Raw genomic sequence first — 19,970 nt, 5'->3', positions numbered from 1 at the left:
ATTAAGGTCTTCAAGGCGCTGGTCATCCATCCACATGATTAACAGCGCGTTAACCCCATGTGGGAAGGCCTGGGGGAAAGCCGGGACGGCGTGTGCGAGTCACTCGCCTCTCAGGCGTTTTCCCCAGTTTGCAGTTGCCCATCCGCTCCTGCCTACAATCTTAATTTCTTATTAAGATATGTTAGAAAGATCTTAAGGGACGTGCGGGCTTGAGCCGGAGCCCGCGCCGGGCTTTAACCCGGTCCATGACGTCTTCCTCTCCGAACCTAAAGCAGACACCGAAGTTTCTCTCCGCGCTGCAGGGCCAGTCGCATGCGAACCCTCCGGTGTGGTTCATGCGCCAGGCGGGCCGGTATCTGCCGGAGTATCGCGCGGTGCGTGCGACAGCGCCGGACTTCATCAGCTTCTGCTTTGATCCAGAGAAGGCCGCAGAGGTTACGCTGCAGCCCATGCGGCGGTTTCCCTTCGACGCCTCGATCGTCTTTGCGGACATCCTGCTGATCCCGGGGGCTCTGGGCCAGAAGGTCTGGTTCGAAGCCGGCGAGGGTCCCAAGCTCGGCGATATGCCGTCCGTGGAGTCCATGGCTGAGAAGGCCGGGGAGGCGGGCAAGGCCCTTTCGCTGGTCGGGGAGACGCTGACGCGGGTTCGCGCGGCGCTTGATCCGGACAAGGCCCTGATCGGTTTCGCCGGCGCGCCCTGGACCGTGGCGACCTATATGATCGAGAAGGGCTCCAGCGACCGAAGCGGCGCACGCACCTTCGCCTATCGGAACCCAGAGATGCTGGACGCGATGATCCAGGTTCTGGTCGACGCAACGATCGACTATCTGGCCATGCAGGTCGATGCCGGCGCCCAGGCGCTGAAGCTGTTCGAGAGCTGGGCCGAGGGTCTGTCGGAACCGCTGTTCGACCGTCTGGTCACCCAGCCGCATATCCGGATCATCGAAGGCCTGCGGGCGCGGGGCGTCACCGTGCCGATCATCGGCTTCCCGCGCGGAGCCGGGACCCTGGTCGAGGACTACGCCGCCAGAACCCCCGTGCAGGGCGTGGCGCTGGACACCTCGGCCTCGGCCAAGCTTGGCCAGACGATCCAGAAGACCAAGACCATCCAGGGGGCGCTGGACCCGCTGCTGCTCCGCGCCGGCGGCGATGCGCTGTTGAAGCGTGTCGACGAGATGCTCGAGCAGTGGAACCAGGGCCCCTATATCTTCAACCTGGGTCACGGCATCCTGCCTGATACGCCGATCGCCCACGTCGAGGCGGTGCTTGAACGTGTGACCGGACAGAAGGTGGGCCAATGACCCAGAAGCTCGCCGTCGTTCTTTTCAATCTTGGCGGGCCCGATGGCCCCGACGCGGTTCGCCCGTTTCTGTTCAACCTTTTCCGCGATCCGGCGATCATCGGGGCGCCGGCGCCGATCCGCTATCCGCTGGCGGCGTTGATCTCGACCACGCGCGAAAAGTCGGCCAAGGCCAATTACGCGATCATGGGCGGCGGCTCGCCCTTGCTGCCCGAAACGGAAAAGCAGGCTCGTGCGCTAGAGGCCGCCTTGGCCCTGGCCATGCCGGGGGTCGAAGCCAAGTGCTTCATCGCCATGCGCTACTGGCATCCGTTCACGGACGAGACGGCGCGTCAGGTCGCGGCCTTCGCGCCTGACCAGGTGGTGCTGCTGCCGCTCTATCCGCAGTTTTCGACGACGACGACGGGCTCGTCGTTGAAGGCTTGGAAGAAGACCTACAAGGGCTCAGGCGTGCAGACCACGGTCGGCTGCTACCCCACCGAAGGCGGGCTGATCGAGGCTCACGCCCGGATGATCCGCGAGTCTTGGGAAAAGGCCGGCTCGCCGACGAACATCCGCTTGCTGTTCTCGGCCCATGGTCTGCCGGAGAAGGTGATCCTGGCGGGCGATCCCTATCAGAAGCAGGTCGAGGCCACCGCCGCTGCCGTCGCCGCGCATCTTCCGCCGCAGATCGAATGGACCGTCTGTTACCAGAGCCGGGTCGGACCGCTGAAGTGGATCGGCCCATCGACCGATGATGAGATCCGCCGCGCTGGCGCCGAAGGCAAGGGGCTTATGCTCACCCCGATCGCCTTTGTCTCAGAACACGTCGAGACCCTGGTCGAGCTGGACCACGAATATGCCGAGCTGGCCGAAGAGGTGGGCGTCGCGCCCTATCTGCGTGTGGCGGCCCTGGGCACAGCCCCGGAGTTCATCGACGGCCTCGCCAAGGCCGTGCGTGACTCAGTGGGCAAGGCGCCGGGGACGGTGTCGTCGGCCTGCGGCTGGCGGTGTGGCGCGGATTGGTCGAAATGTCCGTGCCGACAAGGAGCGTCGGCGTGATGGACTTCCTGGTGGCGCACTTCAACCTGGTGCGCGGGCTGCACATCTTGGCGGTGATCGCCTTCATGGCCGGCATGCTCTATCTGCCGCGCCTGTTCGTTTATCACACCCAGGCGACGCCGGGCTCCCAGATGGACGAGACCTTCAAGGTCATGGAGCGCCGCCTTCTGCGCGGCATCATCAATCCCGCCTCGATCGCGACCGCGGTGTTTGGCCTGGGCCTGATCCTGGCGGATGGTCAGATCCGCGGCTGGGACTTCCTGCTGCAGCCCTGGATGGTCGCCAAGCTGGTTGCGCTTGTCGGCCTCTACGGCTTCCACGGTTTCCTGTCGGCCTCGCGCAAGAAGTTCGAGCGGGGTGAGAATGTCCGCTCGGAGAAGTTCTGGCGGACGGTCAACGAAATCCCCTTCGTCCTAGCGATCATCATCGTGATCTCGGTGACCACGAAGTTCCTCAACCACTGAGCTTCCGGTGGCGGCGCTTGACCCGCCGCCGTCCGCGTGGTTTGCATCCACGGTCGGTTCGGCTCTCGCCGGGCCATCTCTTCCACGGACTGGCGCCCGTCCTGGCGCGCCCCGCGAGCGATCCCGCCGCAAGTCCGTTCCCCGAACGATCCGCGTCATCGTCAACAGACGCGCATATCCGGTTCACCGGATGTGACCATCGCCATTCTATCGGCCGGACTCCGTCGTGGGGACCGCGCCCATTCTTGAGTCTTGTCATGACCGAAGACACCGAAAACCAGGTTCCGACCGCCGAAGAGGCGACCATTGAAGACACCGTCGCCGATACGGCTGACGTCACCACCGAAGCCACAGTCGACGCCGGAGCGGAAGGCGAGGGCGACGACGAAGGCAGCGACATCGCCGCCGCCGTCGCGGCGCTCGGCCTCAAGTCGATGTCCCTCCAGGAGCTGAAGGAGAAATCCCCGGCCGACCTGCTGGCCTTCGCCGAGACCTTCGAGGTCGAGAACGCCAACTCCATGCGCAAGCAGGACATGATGTTCGCGATCCTGAAGACCCTCGCCGAAGAAGGCGTGGAGATCTCGGGCTCGGGCACCATGGAAGTGCTGCAGGACGGCTTTGGCTTCCTGCGCTCGCCGGAAGCCAACTACCTGCCGGGTCCGGACGATATCTACGTCTCGCCGTCGCAGATCCGGAAGTATGGCCTGCGCACCGGCGACAGCGTCGAGGGCGCGATCCGATCGCCGCGGGAGGGCGAGCGCTACTTCGCCCTGACCAGCGTCACCAAGATCAATTTCGAGAGCCCCGACAACGTGCGCCACAAGGTGCACTTCGACAACCTAACGCCGCTCTATCCCGAAGAGCGCCTGAACATGGAGCTGCCCGATCCGACCGTGAAGGATCGCTCGGGCCGGGTGATCGACATCGTCGCCCCGCTGGGCAAGGGCCAGCGCTGCCTGATCGTCGCCCCGCCGCGCGTGGGTAAGACGGTGATGCTGCAGAACATCGCCAAGTCGATCGAGACCAACCACCCCGAGTGCTACCTGATCGTCCTTTTGATCGACGAGCGCCCGGAAGAAGTCACCGACATGCAGCGCACGGTGAAGGGCGAGGTCATCGCCTCGACCTTCGACGAGCCGGCCACGCGCCACGTCCAGGTGGCCGAGATGGTCATCGAGAAGGCCAAGCGCCTGGTCGAACACAAGCGCGACGTCGTCATCCTGCTGGACTCGGTCACGCGTCTGGGCCGCGCCTACAACACCACGGTCCCGTCGTCGGGCAAGGTGCTGACCGGCGGTGTCGACGCCAACGCCCTGCAGCGCCCGAAGCGCTTCTTCGGCGCGGCGCGGAATGTGGAAGAGGGCGGCTCGCTGTCAATCATCGCCACGGCCCTGATCGACACCGGCAGCCGAATGGACGAAGTCATCTTCGAAGAGTTCAAGGGCACCGGTAACTCGGAAATCGTCCTGGACCGCAAGGTCGCCGACAAGCGCATCTTCCCGGCCATCGACGTGCTCAAGTCCGGCACCCGCAAGGAAGAGCTCATCACGCCGCGCGACCAGCTGCAGAAGACCTATGTCCTGCGCCGCATCCTCAACCCGATGGGCGCGTCGGACGCGATCGAGTTCCTGCTGGACAAGCTGCGCCAGTCGAAGACGAACGGGGACTTCTTCCAGTCGATGAACACCTGAGTCCAAGCAGACTCATCCCGAAACGGAAAAGGCGCCGGTGCTACCCGGCGCCTTTTTTGTTGGGTCGTACTGGGTAAGGCCCTACGGGATCAGCAGGGTGGCGCCCACGGTCCTACGGCCTTCCAGCGCTTCGTGCGCGGCGCGGGCTTCGGCGAGCGGGAAGGTCTGGCCGATGTCGATCTTGACGGCGCCCGAGGCGAGCACCGCAAACAGCGCCTCGGCGCTTTCGTCCAGCTCCGCTGTCGTGACGATGTAGTCGAACAGCTTGGGCCGGGTGACGAAGGCCGACTTCGGCGCCAGCGCCAGCGGAGGGAAGGCGGGGGCCGGACCCGAGGCGTTACCGAACGTCACCAGCATGCCGCGCCGGGCGAGGCTGGCTAGACTGGCCTCCCAGGTATCCTTGCCGACACCGTCATAGACGACCGCCACGCCCTGGCCGGCCGTGAGTTCGGCGACCCGAGCCGCGACATCTTCGTGGCTGTAGTCGATGACATGGTCGGCGCCGAGATCGCGAGCGATCGTGGCCTTCGCCGTCGATCCCACTGTGGCCACCACCGTGGCGCCAAGGGCCTTGCACCATTGCACCAGGATCTGTCCGACGCCGCCGGCCGCCGCATGGACCAGAACCCAGTCGCCTTGTTTCACGTGGAAACATCGACGCACCAGAAACTCGGCGGTCATGCCCTTCAACAGAGCGGCCGCCGCGACCTCCAGGCTGACACCGTCGGGAACCAGCACCGCGCGCTCCGCCGGTACGACGGCGGCTTCGGCATAGGCGCCCATGGTTCCGTTATAGGCCACCCGATCACCGGCCTTGAACCGAGTGACCGCTTCGCCAACGGCTTCGACCACGCCCGCCGCTTCCAGCCCGATCACCAGCGGGGTTTTCACGGGATACAGGCCGGACCGATGATAGGTGTCGATATAGTTCAGACCCACCGCCTGGTGGCGGACGAGGATTTGACCGGGACCCGGCGAGGGCAGGGGAAGATCAACGACCTCCAGAACCTCGGGGCCGCCGGTCCTGATGGCTTGGACCGCCAGCATCAGGCGAGCGCCTTCTGGAAGAAGGTCAGGCTGCGGCCATTGGCCTTGGCCGCGTCGGCCGCGTCATAGTGCGCACCGCCCTCACGCGCGAAGGCGTGATCGCGGCCTTCGTAGGTGTGGACCTCGATCTGCGGGTGATCCTTGAGCGCGTTGAGGATCAGCTGCTGGGCTTCGGGCGGCACGAACTGATCCTTCTCCGCGATATGCATCAGCAAGGGATGGTTCAGCTTCTCGGCCTCGCCGACATGCTTCTCGATCCCGACGCCGTAGTAGGAGACCGCCGCGTCGATGTCGGTGCGGGTCGCGGTGAGGAAGGCCAGCAGGCCGCCCAGGCAGTAGCCGACCGCGCCGACCTTGCCGCTGACGCCGTCCAGCTTGCGGGCGGCGGCGATGGTCGCGGCGATGTCCGAGACACCGGCGTCCACGTCGAACGCGTTGAACAGCTCGAACGCCTTCTTCCATTCAGCTTCGCTCTGGTCGGTGATGTCGATGCCCGGCTCGATCCGCCAGAACAGGTCGGGGCAGATGGCGACAAAGCCCTGGGCGGCCAAGCCGTCACAGATGTCGCGCATCACCTTGTTGACGCCAAAGATCTCCTGGATCACGACGATGGCCGGAGCGCTCGCCGCGTTAGGGCGCGCCGCATAGGCCGAGAAGGCGCCATCCGGGGTATTGATCGTGAGGGTCTCGCTCATCGGGGCTCTCCGTCGCTTTCGGGTCCTTGTCTACAGGACCAATGTGACTTTCGACCGAAGCGCTCTACCCTGACCCGGCGGGCTTGCCCCATAACAAAATCGTGCCCTGACCGAAGGGAACCTCTGATGAAGATGACGATCGAGATCGACTGCACCCCGGTGGAGGCGCGCGCCTTTCTGGGCCTGCCCGATGTGAGCGCCTTGAACGACCACCTGGTCAAGGAGATGCAGAACCGCATGGACGCCAACATGGCCATGTTGGCGCCTGAGGAACTGATGAAGAACTGGATGGCTTTCGGGGCTGGGGCTCAGGAGTCGTTCCGCAAGCTCATGACGGCCGCCGCGGGCGCGGCGGTTGGCGGCGTGACCCCGAAGCGCGACTGAGGCCATGACGGATACGATCTTCGCCCTGGCCACGGCGGCCGGGCGCGCCGCAGTGGCCGTGGTGCGGGTGTCGGGTCCCCGGTCTGCAGAGATCGCCGCTGCTCTTTGTGGTCGCCTGCCGCCACCCCGTTTGGCGGCGGTTCGAACCTTGAAGAAGGATGGCGTGGCGCTGGACGAGGCGCTGGTGCTGCGCTTCGAAGGACCCGCCAGCTACACGGGCGAAGACAGTGTCGAGTTTCACGTGCACGGCGGCCGGGCCGTTGTCGAAGCCTTGCTTGGAGCCCTATCGGATCTGGGCGCGCGCCTCGCCGAGCCGGGAGAGTTCACACGGCGAGCGTTCGAGAACGGCAAGCTCGATCTGGCCCAGGCCGAGGGTGTCGCCGATCTGATCGACGCCGAAACCGAAGCACAGCGCCGGCAGGCCCTGGGCCAGGTGGGCGGCGCCCTCAGCCAGCGCTATGACCGCTGGCGGGATCTGCTGGTTCAGGCCCTGGCCATGCTGGAAGCGGCGGTGGACTTCCCCGACGAGGACCTGCCCGAGGAAGTCGCCGAGCGCGCCCGTCCCGGTCTTCGCCAATTGAGCGCCGAGCTGGACTCGGCCCTGGCCGACGTTTCCCGTGGACGTCGGGTGCGTGATGGCTTCCGTATCGCCTTGGTCGGCGCGCCCAACGCCGGCAAGAGCACGTTGCTCAACGGCCTTGCCGAGCGCGACGCCGCGATCGTCACCGACGTTGCGGGCACCACGAGGGACGTCATCGAGGTCCCTTTGGTTCTAGGTGGCTACAAGGTGCTGGTCGCGGATACGGCGGGTATCCGTGAGACTTCAGACGTCATCGAGGCGGAAGGTGTTCGCCGCGCCAAGGCCTGGGCCGAGGACGCGGATCTGCGGCTCTGGGTCGTCGATGGTTTTCACGTGAAACAGGCCGAGAGTCGCCCCGACGCGGTCGGGTCCGGCGACTGGCTGATCCTAAACAAGACCGATATCGCGGACGCGGCCAGCCTGGCGGCTATTGAGGCGCGCTGGGCGGAGGAGGGGCTCTCAGTACTGCGCCTGGTCGGCAAGTCCGAGGATGGGGCGCACGCACTTCGTGCAGCGCTTGCCGCCCACGTGGCGGAGGCGCTGTCGGGCGCTGAGTTCCCGGTCGCGACTCGGCTGAGGCACGCCGAGCGGCTGGCGGAGGCGAAGGGCTATCTTGATCGGGCGTTATCGGATGCCGGCCTTGAGGTCGAGCTGGCGGCCGAGGACGTTCGCCTGGCCGCGCGGGCCCTGGAGCGGATCTCGGGCCGGATTGATCCGGAGGATGTCCTGGGTCGCGTGTTCTCGACCTTCTGCATCGGCAAGTGATGTTTCACGTGGAACATCTCCCCATATTGTCCACAGCGCGCTCACAGCTGTGGCGGGGGTGTTTCACGTGAAACGCCGATGAGTCACATCGACCCGCTCGCCTGATTGGCGTATAGATCGAGTCCAGCGCCCCCGCTCAAGCCCGGGGGCGTTCGCATTGAGGCGAGCGTCTTGTCCAAGTCTTGGGATGTCATTGTCATCGGCGGCGGTCACGCCGGCTGCGAGGCGGCGGCCGCCTCGGCGCGCACTGGCGCGCGCACCCTTCTGCTGACCCATAAACTGGAAACCATCGGCGAGATGTCCTGCAACCCGGCCATTGGCGGCCTGGGCAAGGGGCATCTGGTCCGTGAGATCGACGCCCTGGATGGCGTCATGGGGCGCATGGCCGACAAGGCCGGTATCCAGTTCCGGATGTTGAACCGCTCGAAGGGCCCCGCCGTGCGCGGCCCGCGTTCGCAGATTGATCGTCGGCTGTATCGCGAGGCGATGCAGGCCGAACTGTTTTCCACGGGAAACCTCGACATCATCGCGACGGCCGCCGAGGACCTGGTTGTCGAGGACGGCAAGGTCGCTGGGGCGGTGGATGCGGACGGGCAGGTCTATCGCGCCCCTCGCGTGATCCTGACCACCGGCACCTTCCTGAAGGGCGTGATCCATCGCGGCGAGGATCGTATCCCCGCCGGCCGGGTAGGGGACCAACCCGCGATCGGCCTGTCGGACCGTCTCTATGGTCTGGGTTTCCAGATGGGACGCCTGAAGACCGGCACGCCCGCGCGTCTCAACGGCAAGACGATCGCCTGGGATCGCCTGGAGAGCCAGGCGGCCGACGACACACCCGTGCCGTTCTCTTACCTGAACGACCGCATCGACGTGCCGCAGATCGCCTGCGGGGTCACCTACACCACCGAAGAAACCCACCGGATCATCGCCGAGCGCATCGGCGAGTCGCTGGTCTATAGCGGCCGCGCCACGGGTGTCGGTCCGCGCTATTGCCCGTCGATCGAGGACAAGGTGGTCCGCTTCGCCGACAAGACCAGCCACCAGATCTTCCTGGAGCCCGAGGGCCTGGACGACGATACGGTCTATCCGAACGGCATTTCGACCTCGGTTTCGGAAGAGACCCAGCTGCTGTTCCTGCGGACGATCCCTGGTCTCGAGCAGGTGGAAGTCATCCGCTACGGCTATGCAATCGAGTACGACTATGTCGATCCGCGCGAGCTGTATCCGACGCTGGAGACCAAGCGCTTGCCGGGCCTCTACCTGGCGGGACAGATCAACGGGACGACCGGCTATGAAGAGGCGGGCGCCCAGGGTCTGGTCGCTGGCCTCAACGCCGCTCTGGCGGTGCAGGATCGCGAGCCGGCGATCTTCGCTCGCGATGAGGCCTATATCGGCGTGATGATCGACGACCTTGTCACCCGTGGCGTCACTGAGCCCTATCGCATGTTCACCAGCCGTGCCGAGTTCCGCCTGACCTTGCGCGCCGACAACGCCGACCAACGCCTGACCGATCGGGGGATCGCGCTGGGTGTCGTTGGACCGGTTCGCACCGCGGCTTGGGCCGAAAAGAAGGCGCGGCTCGACGCCGCGCGCAGCTTCGCGCGCTCGGTCACCCTGACGCCCAATGAGGCGGTGAAGGCCGGCTTCAAGGTCAATAGCGATGGCGTGCGCCGTGACGTCTTCGCCATGCTGGCCTATCCGGATGTGACGCTCGATGACCTCGGCCGGATCTGGCCCGAGGTTTTCACGTGGAACACCGATGTCCGCGAGCAGATCGAGATCGAGGCCGCCTATACCGGCTATCTGGATCGCCAGCGGGCCGACGCTGAATCCCTGCGCAAGGACGAGGACCTGCGTCTGCCGGCTGACCTTGATTACGCCGAGATCGGCAGTCTTTCGAACGAGGTGCGGGAGAAGCTGGCGCGCGTGCGGCCGCTGACCCTGGGCCAGGCCGCCCGGATCGAGGGCGTGACCCCTGGCGCTCTGACGGCGCTGCTGGCCCACGTGAGGCGCGGCCGTGCAGCCTGATCTCGCCCTTGCACCTGAAACCACCCTGGACGCCGCCGGCTTTCAGGCCCTGGTTGGCGCCACCGACGCCCAGATCGAAGACCTGGCGCGCTTCCAGGAACTGCTGGCCGAGTGGAATGAGGTCATGAACCTCGTGGGGCCGCTGACCATCGCGACCTACTGGACCAGGCACGTCCTGGACAGCGCCCAGCTGATCCCGTTGGCCCCGGACGCGACCACCTGGGCCGATCTGGGCGCCGGCGCTGGCCTGCCCGGCGTCGTCCTGGCCATACTTCTGAAGGGTAGGGCCGGGGCTAAGGTGCATCTGGTCGAGTCGATGGCCAAGCGTTGTCGCTTCTTGGAGGTTGTGGCCAAGGATCTGGACCTTCCCGTCCAAATCCATAACGCCCGGGCCGAAGATCTGAAGCTGAAGGTCGAGGTCGTCACCGCTCGCGCGTGCGCCCCGATGACCAAGCTGCTCGGCTTCGCCGAACCCTATCTGCACAAAGGGGCCTTGGGCCTGTTCCTCAAGGGGCAGGATGTCGAGGCCGAGCTCGCCGAGGCGCGCAAGGCCTGGACGTTCGAGAGCCAACTACGCACCAGTCAAAGCGACCCTCGGGGCCGCATCGTTCAAGTGAAGAGGCTTTCCCGTGTCCGCTAATCCTCTCCGCGTGCTGGCCATCGCCAATCAGAAGGGCGGGGTGGGGAAGACCACGACCGCGATCAATCTGGGCACCGCCCTGGCCGCCTGCGGCGAGCGCGTTCTGCTGATCGACGCCGACCCGCAGGGTAACTGTTCCACGGGGTTGGGCATCGGTCGCACCCAGCGTCGTACGACGCTCTATGACGTGTTGATGGGCGAGGCCCCCGTGGTCGACGCTGCGGTGAAGACTGAGCTGCCCGGCCTGGACGTCATACCGGCCGACGCCGACCTCTCGGGGGTGGAGATCGAGCTGGGTCAGACCGCGCGCCGGTCCTACCGTCTGCGCGACGCGCTGGAGACGATCCGCGCCAACGGCCCCTACACCTATGTGCTGATCGACTGCCCGCCGTCGCTGAACGTGCTGACCGTCAACGCCATGACCGCCGCCGACGCGGTGTTCGTGCCGCTGCAGTGCGAGTTCTTCGCTCTGGAGGGTCTGACCCAGCTGATGCGGACGATCGAACGGGTGCGTGGCAGCCTCAATCCGCGCCTGGAAATCCAAGGTGTTGTGCTGACCATGTATGACCGCCGCAACAGCTTGTCCGAACAGGTCGCCAAGGATGTTCGCGAGCACTTCGGCGACAAGGTCTATGACGCGGTGATCCCGCGCAATGTCCGCGTCTCGGAGGCGCCGTCGTTCGGCAAGCCCGTGCTGCTCTATGATCTCAAATGCGCCGGCAGCCAGGCCTACCTGAAGCTGGCCCGCGAGGTGATCAGCCGCGAACGTGATCGCCAGGCCAAGGCCGCCTGAACCTAACCGTAAGAACCGTAGCTTGACTGAGATAGTGATGGAGTCCGTCGTGGTGGGAGAGCCCGGTATGTCCGAAGGGCGTCGTGGTCTGGGGCGAGGGCTTTCGGCCCTGCTGGGCGAGGTCGAAGCCGCGCCGGCCCAGGCGCCCGGCGAGCAACTTGGCGGGTCCCGAGAAGCGCCCATCGAGATCCTGCAGCGTAATCCCGACCAGCCCCGTCGGACCTTCCGCGAGGAAGACCTCGAGGACCTGTCCAACTCGATCCGCGAGAAGGGCGTGCTCCAGCCCATTCTGGTACGGCCTTCGCCCGACACCACTGGAGAATACCAGATCGTCGCCGGCGAGCGCCGTTGGCGCGCGGCTCAGCGCGCCGGGCTCAAGACCGTGCCGATCATGGTGCGCGAGCTGGACGACCTGGCGGTGCTGGAAATCGGCATCATCGAGAACGTCCAGCGCGCCGACCTGAACGTCCTGGAAGAGGCGCTCTCCTACAAGGTGCTGATGGAGAAGTTCGAGCGCACCCAGGAGAACATCGCCCAGACCATCGGCAAGAGCCGCAGCCACGTGGCCAACACCATGCGCCTGCTGGCCCTACCGGACGAGGTTCAGTCCTACCTGGTTAGCGGCGAGCTGACCGCCGGCCACGCGCGCGCCATCGCCGCCGCGGCCGACCCGGTGGCCCTCGCCAAGCAGATCATCGAGGGCGGATTGTCCGTTCGCGAGACCGAGGCGCTGGCCCGCAAGGCGCCGAACCCCGGCGCAGGCAAAAGCAAGGGCGGTCGCCCGCCGCGGGTGAAGGACACCGACACCCAAGCTTTGGAGTCTGACCTCTCGTCGGTGCTGGGCCTGGATGTCTCGATCGACCACCGCGGTTCGACGGGGACCTTGACGATCACCTATGCGACGCTGGAACAGCTGGACGACCTCTGCAACCGGCTGACGCGCGGGGTCTGATCAGGCGCACGCAAATCGGTGCGATCGCCCGGTTTTCGGGTGCAAAATCACCCTTTCAAAATCGCCTCTGTCGCGCACCAAGCGGCGCCTTTCCGTACTCGGGGAGGCGCCGTTTTCGTGAGAGCAGGGCGCCGTCTGGCGATATTGGTCGCAAGCAGTTGTGCAACAAGGCTTTCCTGGAAAGCATCCACAGCGGCTCAAAGGCTCGTATTTTGGGCGTCCAGGCCGTCCTGAGCGTCTACAGCCCCAACCGACGCGCGCGACCGGCGATCATCAGGGCCAGGCGTTCGGCGATCAGCTGATCGGGCGAGCCGGAGGTCTTGCAGGCCCGATCGGCGATCAGGATCTCGCCCTGGATCTCCAGGATGGCTTCCAGGTTCCAGGCGCGGGCCTGACGCAGGAATTCTCGCTCCTGTTTCCAGAAGACACCGGCGGCCTTGGCGGCGGCCTGCAGGTCGACACCGTTCTTGTGCAGGGTCAGGACGCGGCGAAGGCGACCCAGATAATAGCCCATCGCCCTGACGGCCGCCGGACCGCCTTCACCCTCGGCGGCGGCGCGCCGCAGGGCCTGCTGCGCCGCGCCCACCTTGCCCCCGAACGCGTCGGCGGCGGCGTCGCTGAGCGAGGCTTCGGGTTCGACGCCGAGGAAGTCAGTCAGGTCGGCGGCGGTGGCGTTGATCCCGCTGCCTGGGCCAAGATAGAGCGCCAGCCGTTCGATCTCGGCGCGCGCCACGCCCCGTTCCTTGGGCAGGCGTGAAACGAAAAGGTCCAGGGCCTCGCTGTTCAGGCTGACCTTGTCATTGGCCAGGGTGTCGCGGGTCAGGCGAGCCAGGTCTCCGGCCTCGTCCTCGTAGCAGGGAATGACGGCGCAGCCGCTGGCCTTCTCGCCGACCTTGCGCAGCTGAGAGTCCCGTCCCAGGGCGCCGGCCTCGACCAGGAAGAAGGCGTCGGGATTGAGCTGGCCCTCGACATGGCGGGTCAAGGCTTCGGCGGCCTGCTTGTCGGGCCCGGCCTTCTCGCCTGAGAGTCGCAGGCGCACCAATCGGCGGCCGCCCATCAGCGACATCGCCGACAGCTCGTCCTCAAGCTTGGCGGGGTCGGAATCCAGATCGCTATCGGTGAGTTGCGCTGTGTCGAAGGGGTCGTCCGGGCGCTCGACCACACGCCGCGCCAGCGCATTGGCCCGATCACGCACGACGCCCCGGTCCTTGCCGTAGATCACGACAGCCCGGATGTCCGGGGTCGGCTCCCTGAGGAAGCGCTCGACGTCCGGACGCTTGGACAGGATCATCTAGGTCAGGCCGGCTTCTTGCCCGCCAGCCAGGTGGCGAGGTCCAACTGGATCTTGCGCGCGGCCTCGACCGCAGCGCGCTCCTGGCCGTCTTGCTGAGCCGCGATGGCGGCATAGGGCTGGTCGGCGGAGTCGTAGGTCACCGAGACGTCCGTGCGGCCCTTGTGAACCTCAGAGCCGCTCTTGGCGTCCAGCAGGCGCCAGTCGACGCTCATCCGCAGTTCATAGCGGTTGGCGACGTTATCAAGGCGGACACCGCGTGCGAAACGCTGCTCATTGACCGAGAAATAGAGCTTGTAGGCGGCGGGCGAGCCGGGGCGATGGGCCAGGGCGTCGTCGAGCTGCTCGCGCAGCAGGTAGCCGCCGCGTCCCTCGGCCGCGACGGTCTCGATGCTGGAAAGCCCGCCCTCGACCCCGGGACGGCCATACAGGGGCGTAAAGCCCGCGCAAGCCGACAGAGCCATCGTCGAAAGGGCCAGGACGGCCGCCGCCAGGGTGCGTTTCATCGCTTGGGGTCTCAGTTGGCCACGATATTGACGATACGGTCCTTGACCACGATCACCTTGCGGACCGTCAGGCCCTCAAGGTGGGCCAGGACGTTCGGATCCGCCAGAGCGATTTTCTGGACCTCGTCATCCGGAGCGCCGGCCTTGACCTTGATCTCACCCCGGCGCTTGCCGTTGATCTGGATCGGCAGGACGCGCTCGTCGTCGGCGGCCAGGCTGGGATCCGCCTTCGGCCAGGGCGCATTGACGACCATGCCCTCGCCGCCGATCCGCGCCCAGGCTTCTTCGGCCAGGTGGGGCGTGAACGGGGCGACCAGACGCGCCAGGATGTGCAAGGCCTCGGCGCGGGCGGCCAGAACGGCCTCCGACGCGCCTTCGGCCGGGGCGGCTTTGAGGGCGTTCAGGAACTCGTACAGGCGCGCCACACCGCTGTTGAACCGGAAGCCCTCGATGCTGTCGGTGACGAAGCCGATCAGCTTGTGCGCGGCCTTGCGCAGGGCGAGAGCCGCCTCGTCGCTGTCGTCGTGGGCGAAATCGCCAGCCGGCTGGCTGTCGAACTCGTTCCACAGGCGGTGCGTAAAGCGCCAGGAGCCTTCGACCCCCGAGTTCGTCCATTGAACGTCGCGCTCGGGCGGGCTGTCGGACATCACGAACAGGCGGGCGCTATCGACGCCGTAGGCCTCGAAGATGTCCTCCGGCGCCACGACGTTCTTCTTCGACTTCGACATCTTTTCGATGTCGCCGATGAGGATCGGCGCGCCGGTCTTGGCGTGCTTGGCGGTGCGGCTATTGCCTTCGGCGGTGATCACCACCTCCGAGGGTTCGACCCATTCGCCGGCCTCGTTCTTGTAGGCTTCGTGGGTGACCATGCCCTGGGTGAACAGGCCCGCGAAGGGCTCTTCGACCGACAGCAGGCCCTCGTCCTTCAGGGCGCGGGTGATGAAGCGGGCGTACAGCAGGTGCAGGATCGCGTGCTCGACGCCGCCGATATACTGGTCGACCGGCAGCCAGTGGTCGGCGGCGTCCTTGCCGACCGGCTCGGCGGCCTGCGTGTCGGCGAAGCGCGCGAAGTACCAGCTGGAGTCGATGAACGTATCCAGCGTGTCGGTTTCACGCTCGGCCGCGCCGCCGCACGACGGACAGGTCGTGTGACGCCAGGTCGGGTGGCGCAGCAGCGGGTTGCCGGGCTTGTCGAAGGTGACGTCGTCGGGCAGGGCGACCGGCAGTTGGTCTTCCGGCACGGGCACGACGCCGCATGTGGCGCAGTGGATCACCGGGATTGGGCAACCCCAGTAGCGCTGGCGCGAAACGCCCCAGTCGCGCAGGCGATAGACGGTCGCGCCCTGGCCTTGGCCGGCGGCCTCGATGCGCGCCACGGCCTCGGCCTTGGCGGTCTCGACGTCCATCCCGTCCAGGAATTCCGAATTGAAGATCTTGCCGGGGCCGACATAGGCCTCCTTGCCGACCGTGAAGGTCGCCGGGTCCTCGCCATTGGGCAGCACCACCGGCAGCACTGGCAGGTCGTACTTTCTGGCGAAGTCCAGGTCGCGCTGGTCGTGGGCCGGGCAGGCGAAGATCGCGCCCGTGCCATAGTCCATCAGGATGAAGTTGGCGATCCAGACGGGCAGGGTGATCGAGGGGTCCAGCGGGTGCTTGACCCGCAGGCCGGTGTCGTAGCCCAGCTTCTCGGCGCTCTCGATCTCGGCTTCCGAGGTGCCGCCCTTGCGGCAGTCGGCGATGAATTGCTGGATCTGCGGGTTCTCGACCGCCAGCTGCTCGGCCAGCGGGTGCTCGGGCGCGATGCCGACGAAGCTTGCGCCGAACAGGGTGTCGGGACGGGTCGTGTAGACCTCCAGCCCTTCGGCCAGGCCGTCCGGCGCTTCGCCCCCATTGGAATTGGCAAACTGGAACCTGAAGCGCAGGCCCTTGGAGCGGCCGATCCAATTCTCCTGCATCAGGCGAACCTTGTCGGGCCAGCGGTCCAGGGTCTTCAGGCCGTCGATCAGGGCGTCGGCGTAGTCGGTGATGCGCAGGAACCACTGGGTCAGCTTGCGCTTCTCGACGACCGCGCCCGAGCGCCAGCCCTTGCCGTCGATGACCTGTTCGTTGGCCAGAACGGTCATATCGACCGGGTCCCAGTTGACCGAGGCTTCCTTGCGATAGACCAGGCCACGCTTCAGCAGGCGCAGGAACCAAGCCTGCTGCTTGCCGTAATATTCCGGGTCGCAGGTGGCGAACTCGCGCGACCAGTCGACCGAGATACCCAGCGACTTCAGCTGCTCGCGCATGGCGGCGATGTTGTCATAGGTCCAGCCCTTGGGGTGGACGCCGCGCTCCATGGCCGCGTTCTCGGCCGGCATGCCAAACGCGTCCCAGCCCATCGGGTGCAGGACGTTGAAGCCCTGGGCGCGCTTGTAGCGGGCCACGACGTCGCCCATGGCGTAGTTGCGTACGTGGCCCATGTGGATGCGGCCCGACGGATACGGGAACATCTCGAGCACGTAGTATTTCGGACGGCCGTCGTTGATTTCGCCGGTCTTGAAGACGTCGGCCTTCGCCCAGGCTTCACGCCACTTGGGCTCGGTGTCTTTGGGATTGTAGCGGGCCATCGGAAACCAGGTCTTGATCGGCGGAAAGCGCGCCCGGGAGGAGCGTCCGCGATGTCATAAGCGGTTTCGCGGTCCAGGCGCGCGGAAAATCGGAGATGGAACGGGTCCCAGCCCGAAGGCTGAGACCCGACCGGGCCTTAGCCCTTGATGTTCGAAAGTCGAAGCTGACGCGCGCGCGTCAGGATCGCGTTTTCGATGTCGGCGGCGGTCTGGTCCGAAACGGGGGTGTCAGCCCAGGCGCCATTGATGTCCTTGGTCTGCTTGAACACGGTGACGTTCAGACCATCGGCGCGCAGGCGGGTGTCCAGGATGTAGACCGTGGCCTTGAAACGCTCGGCCGGGGTCTCGGGGTTCACGTACCAGTCGGTGACGATCACGCCGCCGTACGGGTCGGCCGAGGCCAGGGGCATGAAGGCCAGGGTGTCCAGGCTCGCGCGCCACAGATAGCCGTTCACGCCGATCGACCCTTCGGTCGTCGGCGCCTTGGCGCCTCCGCCAAAGCGCTTGAACGGGTTCAGGCCCGGCTCTTCGCTCTGGCCGGAAAACGTCTTGGGGGCTTTGTTGCTGGCGCATGCCGTAACGCCCAGCATCGACAGAGCCAGGACGCCCGCGGCGACACCGCGCATCACAGACCCACGCTCAAACGCCATAGTACCTCGCTCCAATGTCTCGCCGACGCTGTTCGCGCGTCCAGGCGCGCCCCCGCGGCCGGGAGCCGGTCTATAGCATGGCTGCGCCGCCTCAAAACAGGAATCGCGTGACCTCACCGCCACAGGAGTCGATTGAATCGTCGATTGTCCGGGTCCGTGCGACCAAACGCCGGTTGACCGCGTTCCAGCCAAGCCTTTAATCGCAATGTAAGGGGCTCGTTCCTACATGGAGCGAGTGGGGACAACTGAGTATAGGCGGCGAGTAGCGATGGTCGCGACGCGTTTCATCTTGGCGGGGACCGCCGCGCTGATCCTGACGGGATCGGCTGCTACGGCGTTCGCGCAGGCCAAGCCGCACGCGGTCGCCCCCGACTTCACCGTCAAGAACGACTTCACCAGCGCCGCCGCAGGCGTTCAGTACCCGCGCGACGACAAGCGCACCCTGCGTTGGGACGCCAAGAAGGGCCGCTGGGGCCTGAAGCTGGACCTAGACCAGCCCTCCAGCCGCGAAATGGAACTGCAGGACGTCAAGGCCGGCGCCTACTTCAAGGTCACGCCGTCGATCCGTGTCGGCGGCGCCGTCAGCCTGGGCGAGACCAATCCCGCCCTTGCCGCCCGCAAGGCCCAGCAGGCCGACCCCGCGCCGCGCGTGCGCCTAGAAACTGCGTTCAAGTTCTAAGCGGCTTCAGCCCGCCAGAGCCTCAACCGCCGCTATGCCGACCACGCCGCTGCCCGCCAGCGATGCGACCGTTCGCGCCCTGACACCGCCCAAGGCGTAGACGGGCAGGGTCGTGGCGTTGATCAGCTGCGCCAAACCCTCCAACCCCAAGGGTTCTCCGGCGGACGGGCTGTTGCTGGGAAAGACCGGCGAGACCACAGCGGCGTCCGCGCCTGCTCGCTCTGCGGCTTTCAAGGCCATCAGATCGTGGGCGGCGATGGTGATCAGGTAGCGCGGATGTTCCGCCCGCATGCGCGGGAGGCCGGCCGCCATCCGCTCCGGCAGGTGGACACCATCGGCGCCGACGCCTTCGGCCAAGCCGATATGCGCGCCGACCAGCAGCATCAGGCCCCGCGCGGTCGCAATCGACCGCAGACGCCGGCCTTGTTCAACAGCGTCCGCCGCGCCGAAAGCGCGAAACACGATCGCCGAGCCCTGGGGAAGACGCTCGGCGACGGCCTCCGGGTCGGGAACACGCGCCGGATCGGTGAAGAACAGCAGCTGGGGCAGCGCCATCCCGCGCACGATCCGTGGCGCGAAAGCCGAGGCCGCACTAGACAGGGCTTCCAGTTCGTTCTCACCGTCCAAGGCACGACCCCCATGTCGCAAGCGCTCGTCGAGATCCGCGCCCGTATCGCCGCCGCCGAGGCTCTCGCCGGTCGTCCGGCGGGAAGCGTGACCTTGGTGGCGGTGTCCAAGACCCAGCCTTGGGAGCATATCGCGCCCGTCCTCGACGCGGGACAGAAAGTGTTTGGCGAGAACCGGGTTCAGGAGGCCATGGAGCGCTGGGGCGACCGTCGCGAAGGCCTGGAGCTGCGCCTGATCGGTCCTCTGCAGACCAACAAGGCGCGCGAGGCGGTCGGCTTCTTCGATGTCATCGAAACGCTCGACCGCGAGAAGTTGGCGCGCGTTCTGGCCGACGAGGTCCAGCGCGCGGGCAAGGCGCCGCGCCTCTACGTGCAGGTCAATGTCGGCGAGGAGCCTCAGAAGGCCGGCGTCGCGCCAGACGACTCCGACGCCTTCATCGCCGCGTGCCGGGGGAGCTATGGCCTGGCGATCGAGGGGCTGATGTGTATTCCGCCCTTTGACCAGGACCCTGCGCCGCATTTCGCCAAGCTGTGCGCCATCGCCGCGCGCAACGGCCTCAACAGTCTGTCCATGGGGATGAGCGACGACTTCGAGATCGCCATCGCACAGGGCGCAACCTCGGTGCGGGTGGGATCGGCGCTGTTTGGAAGTCGCAACTACGGCTAGGGCGTTTTTCGAGCGAAGTGGTTCTAGTCCGCGCTGATCTCGACCGCGTCACCCGGCTGGGCCGCCGCCAGAACCGCCTCGATATCCGCGCGCGCCAGGGCCACGCAGCCCTCGGTGCCGAGATAGCCCTCCCGCGCCAGGTGCATGAAGATCGCAGATCCCATGCCCGGCACGGGCGGAGTGTCATTGTGGCCGAGGATCACCACGAGGTCGTAGACGGCGTCGTCGCGCCACATCTGCTCGGCGCTGGCGGGATAGGGGAGGGTGACCGGCAGGTTGTAGTTCGGATCGCCCGGGGCGTCGCACCAGCCGTCTTCGGGTCGGGTCGCTCGAACGGGCAGGGCGGTGTTCGGACCTTGGGGGTAGACATCCGGTCGATACCAGACCTCGCGCATCGCCCAGACGCCGAGCGGGCTTTTATTGTCGCCTTCGCGTTTCTCGGCGGCGGCGATCACGCCGGCCTTGCCCAGCGCGCAGCGCACCACGCGTCCATCCAGCTCAAAACGGCCGTCGGCATGGGCTCGAAACAGCATAAGCGGCGACTCCTCGACTTAAGGCCGCG

General features: G+C 66.3%; 20 protein-coding genes. 12 read left to right on the top strand and 8 right to left on the bottom strand.

The annotated features are described in order from the left end of the window. Positions 1-245: 245 nt before the first annotated feature. From hemE to rho, 4 genes are all read left to right on the top strand, one after another. Positions 246-1,301 (top strand): uroporphyrinogen decarboxylase, encoded by a 1,056-nt coding sequence (gene hemE / locus CA606_RS19760; RefSeq protein WP_096052972.1) that lies wholly within the window; start codon positions 246-248, stop codon positions 1,299-1,301. Next, the gene (gene hemH / locus CA606_RS19755) at positions 1,298-2,341 is read left to right on the top strand and encodes a ferrochelatase (protein WP_096052973.1); all 1,044 of its coding nucleotides are present in this window, start codon (positions 1,298-1,300) and stop codon (positions 2,339-2,341) included. Before hemE ends, hemH begins: the two co-directional genes overlap by 4 nt. Further along, positions 2,290-2,805 carry a CopD family protein gene (locus CA606_RS19750; RefSeq protein ID WP_181242708.1) on the top strand — a complete coding sequence of 172 codons (516 nt, stop codon included), beginning with the start codon at positions 2,290-2,292 and terminating at the stop codon, positions 2,803-2,805. Before hemH ends, CA606_RS19750 begins: the two co-directional genes overlap by 52 nt. Positions 2,806-3,062: 257 nt before the next feature. Beyond that, positions 3,063-4,496 (top strand): transcription termination factor Rho, encoded by a 1,434-nt coding sequence (gene rho / locus CA606_RS19745; RefSeq protein ID WP_096052975.1) that lies wholly within the window; start codon positions 3,063-3,065, stop codon positions 4,494-4,496. A gap of 81 nt (positions 4,497-4,577) precedes the next feature. Here the strand turns inward: rho and CA606_RS19740 are convergent, their stop codons facing one another. Together CA606_RS19740 and CA606_RS19735 are read right to left on the bottom strand one after the other, a co-directional pair. Beyond that, positions 4,578-5,543, bottom strand: coding sequence for a quinone oxidoreductase family protein (locus tag CA606_RS19740; protein ID WP_096052976.1), 966 nt, complete (start codon positions 5,541-5,543; stop codon positions 4,578-4,580). After that, positions 5,543-6,238 (bottom strand): dienelactone hydrolase family protein, encoded by a 696-nt coding sequence (locus CA606_RS19735; protein ID WP_096052977.1) that lies wholly within the window; start codon positions 6,236-6,238, stop codon positions 5,543-5,545. The genes CA606_RS19740 and CA606_RS19735 overlap by 1 nt, the downstream gene beginning before the upstream one ends. A gap of 126 nt (positions 6,239-6,364) precedes the next feature. On the opposite strand from CA606_RS19735, the gene CA606_RS19730 reads away from it, so the two are divergent. The 6 genes from CA606_RS19730 to CA606_RS19705 all read left to right on the top strand — a co-directional run bounded on the left by CA606_RS19730 (position 6,365) and on the right by CA606_RS19705 (position 12,380). Next, positions 6,365-6,622 (top strand): DUF6489 family protein, encoded by a 258-nt coding sequence (locus CA606_RS19730; RefSeq protein WP_096052978.1) that lies wholly within the window; start codon positions 6,365-6,367, stop codon positions 6,620-6,622. 4 nt (positions 6,623-6,626) lie between these two features. Continuing rightward, positions 6,627-7,967, top strand: coding sequence for a tRNA uridine-5-carboxymethylaminomethyl(34) synthesis GTPase MnmE (gene mnmE / locus CA606_RS19725; RefSeq protein WP_096052979.1), 1,341 nt, complete (start codon positions 6,627-6,629; stop codon positions 7,965-7,967). A 171-nt stretch (positions 7,968-8,138) separates the two neighbouring features. Continuing rightward, positions 8,139-9,995 (top strand): tRNA uridine-5-carboxymethylaminomethyl(34) synthesis enzyme MnmG, encoded by a 1,857-nt coding sequence (mnmG, locus tag CA606_RS19720; RefSeq protein ID WP_181242707.1) that lies wholly within the window; start codon positions 8,139-8,141, stop codon positions 9,993-9,995. Further along, entirely contained in the window at positions 9,985-10,635 is a 651-nt protein-coding gene (gene rsmG, locus CA606_RS19715) for a 16S rRNA (guanine(527)-N(7))-methyltransferase RsmG (RefSeq protein WP_096052981.1), read from the top strand. The genes mnmG and rsmG overlap by 11 nt, the downstream gene beginning before the upstream one ends. Next, on the top strand, positions 10,625-11,428 hold the full coding sequence (locus CA606_RS19710) for a ParA family protein (protein ID WP_096052982.1): 804 nt from the start codon (positions 10,625-10,627) through the stop codon (positions 11,426-11,428). Before rsmG ends, CA606_RS19710 begins: the two co-directional genes overlap by 11 nt. Before the next feature lie 37 nt (positions 11,429-11,465). After that, complete coding sequence (locus CA606_RS19705; RefSeq protein WP_096052983.1) at positions 11,466-12,380, top strand: ParB/RepB/Spo0J family partition protein; 915 nt, start codon at positions 11,466-11,468, stop codon at positions 12,378-12,380. A 238-nt stretch (positions 12,381-12,618) separates the two neighbouring features. Here the strand turns inward: CA606_RS19705 and holA are convergent, their stop codons facing one another. The 4 genes from holA to CA606_RS19685 form a co-directional block, all read right to left on the bottom strand. Continuing rightward, a complete protein-coding gene (holA, locus tag CA606_RS19700) occupies positions 12,619-13,671 on the bottom strand; it encodes a DNA polymerase III subunit delta (RefSeq protein ID WP_096052984.1) in 1,053 nt (350 codons plus the stop codon). Between the two features lie 5 nt (positions 13,672-13,676). Beyond that, positions 13,677-14,177 (bottom strand): LPS assembly lipoprotein LptE, encoded by a 501-nt coding sequence (gene lptE / locus CA606_RS19695; RefSeq protein ID WP_096052985.1) that lies wholly within the window; start codon positions 14,175-14,177, stop codon positions 13,677-13,679. A gap of 11 nt (positions 14,178-14,188) precedes the next feature. Further along, complete coding sequence (leuS, locus tag CA606_RS19690; RefSeq protein ID WP_096052986.1) at positions 14,189-16,786, bottom strand: leucine--tRNA ligase; 2,598 nt, start codon at positions 16,784-16,786, stop codon at positions 14,189-14,191. Between the two features lie 137 nt (positions 16,787-16,923). Continuing rightward, on the bottom strand, positions 16,924-17,451 hold the full coding sequence (locus CA606_RS19685) for a DUF3576 domain-containing protein (protein WP_181242706.1): 528 nt from the start codon (positions 17,449-17,451) through the stop codon (positions 16,924-16,926). A gap of 253 nt (positions 17,452-17,704) precedes the next feature. Here CA606_RS19685 and CA606_RS19680 point away from each other — a divergent pair, with 253 nt between their 5' ends. After that, entirely contained in the window at positions 17,705-18,115 is a 411-nt protein-coding gene (locus tag CA606_RS19680) for an NtrZ family periplasmic regulatory protein (RefSeq protein ID WP_024266004.1), read from the top strand. A gap of 6 nt (positions 18,116-18,121) precedes the next feature. Here the strand turns inward: CA606_RS19680 and CA606_RS19675 are convergent, their stop codons facing one another. Continuing rightward, positions 18,122-18,742, bottom strand: coding sequence for a thiamine phosphate synthase (locus tag CA606_RS19675; protein WP_181242705.1), 621 nt, complete (start codon positions 18,740-18,742; stop codon positions 18,122-18,124). 12 nt (positions 18,743-18,754) lie between these two features. On the opposite strand from CA606_RS19675, the gene CA606_RS19670 reads away from it, so the two are divergent. Beyond that, the gene (locus tag CA606_RS19670) at positions 18,755-19,408 is read left to right on the top strand and encodes a YggS family pyridoxal phosphate-dependent enzyme (RefSeq protein ID WP_096052990.1); all 654 of its coding nucleotides are present in this window, start codon (positions 18,755-18,757) and stop codon (positions 19,406-19,408) included. 23 nt (positions 19,409-19,431) lie between these two features. On the opposite strand, the gene CA606_RS19665 is transcribed toward CA606_RS19670, so the two are convergent. Next, positions 19,432-19,941, bottom strand: coding sequence for a L,D-transpeptidase family protein (locus tag CA606_RS19665; protein ID WP_096052991.1), 510 nt, complete (start codon positions 19,939-19,941; stop codon positions 19,432-19,434). Positions 19,942-19,970: the final 29 nt, after the last annotated feature.

The sequence above is a fragment of the Caulobacter vibrioides genome (genome assembly GCF_002310375.3).
Taxonomy (GTDB): Bacteria; Pseudomonadota; Alphaproteobacteria; order Caulobacterales; family Caulobacteraceae; genus Caulobacter; species Caulobacter vibrioides_D.
The sequence above is the reverse complement of the archived record's forward strand: the minus strand, read 5'-3'. Positions and strand labels throughout refer to the sequence as shown.

Bases quoted from the DNA above. Each gene is read 5' to 3' on its own strand.
- CA606_RS19670 (WP_096052990.1), top strand. From the start codon at position 18,755: ATGTCGCAAGCGCTCGTCGAGATCCGCGCCCGTATCGCCGCCGCCGAG.
- hemE (WP_096052972.1), top strand. From the start codon at position 246: ATGACGTCTTCCTCTCCGAACCTAAAGCAGACACCGAAGTTTCTCTCC.
- CA606_RS19735 (WP_096052977.1), bottom strand. From the start codon at position 6,238: ATGAGCGAGACCCTCACGATCAATACCCCGGATGGCGCCTTCTCGGCC.
- CA606_RS19740 (WP_096052976.1), bottom strand. From the start codon at position 5,543: ATGCTGGCGGTCCAAGCCATCAGGACCGGCGGCCCCGAGGTTCTGGAG.
- CA606_RS19665 (WP_096052991.1), bottom strand. From the start codon at position 19,941: ATGCTGTTTCGAGCCCATGCCGACGGCCGTTTTGAGCTGGATGGACGC.
- rho (WP_096052975.1), top strand. From the start codon at position 3,063: ATGACCGAAGACACCGAAAACCAGGTTCCGACCGCCGAAGAGGCGACC.
- lptE (WP_096052985.1), bottom strand. From the start codon at position 14,177: ATGAAACGCACCCTGGCGGCGGCCGTCCTGGCCCTTTCGACGATGGCT.
- CA606_RS19705 (WP_096052983.1), top strand. From the start codon at position 11,466: ATGGAGTCCGTCGTGGTGGGAGAGCCCGGTATGTCCGAAGGGCGTCGT.
- CA606_RS19680 (WP_024266004.1), top strand. From the start codon at position 17,705: ATGGTCGCGACGCGTTTCATCTTGGCGGGGACCGCCGCGCTGATCCTG.
- leuS (WP_096052986.1), bottom strand. From the start codon at position 16,786: ATGGCCCGCTACAATCCCAAAGACACCGAGCCCAAGTGGCGTGAAGCC.
- mnmE (WP_096052979.1), top strand. From the start codon at position 6,627: ATGACGGATACGATCTTCGCCCTGGCCACGGCGGCCGGGCGCGCCGCA.
- CA606_RS19730 (WP_096052978.1), top strand. From the start codon at position 6,365: ATGAAGATGACGATCGAGATCGACTGCACCCCGGTGGAGGCGCGCGCC.
- hemH (WP_096052973.1), top strand. From the start codon at position 1,298: ATGACCCAGAAGCTCGCCGTCGTTCTTTTCAATCTTGGCGGGCCCGAT.
- holA (WP_096052984.1), bottom strand. From the start codon at position 13,671: ATGATCCTGTCCAAGCGTCCGGACGTCGAGCGCTTCCTCAGGGAGCCG.